At 45.4% G+C, this 313-nt stretch carries 1 protein-coding gene; it reads right to left on the minus strand.

All coding sequences use genetic code 11. The annotated features are described in order from the left end of the window. Window positions 1-313: transposase (locus tag NW213_RS16885; protein WP_258323484.1), on the minus strand; the 313-nt coding region annotated here is incomplete at both ends.

Raw genomic sequence — 313 nt, forward strand, 5'->3', positions numbered from 1 at the left:
ATTGCTTACTACACTTGAAAGCTTGATGTTGCAGTCTTCAAGAATACGCATCATACGGTTCTTCTCTGAAGCTATCTGCTGAATAAGCTTGTTCCGGTAGCGAGTCAGGTCACGAAGCTGACGCTGCTCCTTGGGAGGAATATAGCTCGGCTTGAGAAGACCTGCCAAAAGAAGCTTGCAGATCCATTCGCTGTCCATCTTGTCTGTCTTGTGACCCGGAACATTCTTTATGTGACGGGCATTGACTATCCAGACATTGGGAATGGAATCTTCAAGTACCTTATAAACAGGTTTCCAGTAAACACCGGTACTT

Origin of the sequence: Bacteroides sp. ET336, from assembly GCF_024733815.1 — a bacterium.
Lineage (GTDB): Bacteria > Bacteroidota > Bacteroidia > Bacteroidales > Bacteroidaceae > Phocaeicola > Phocaeicola cellulolyticus.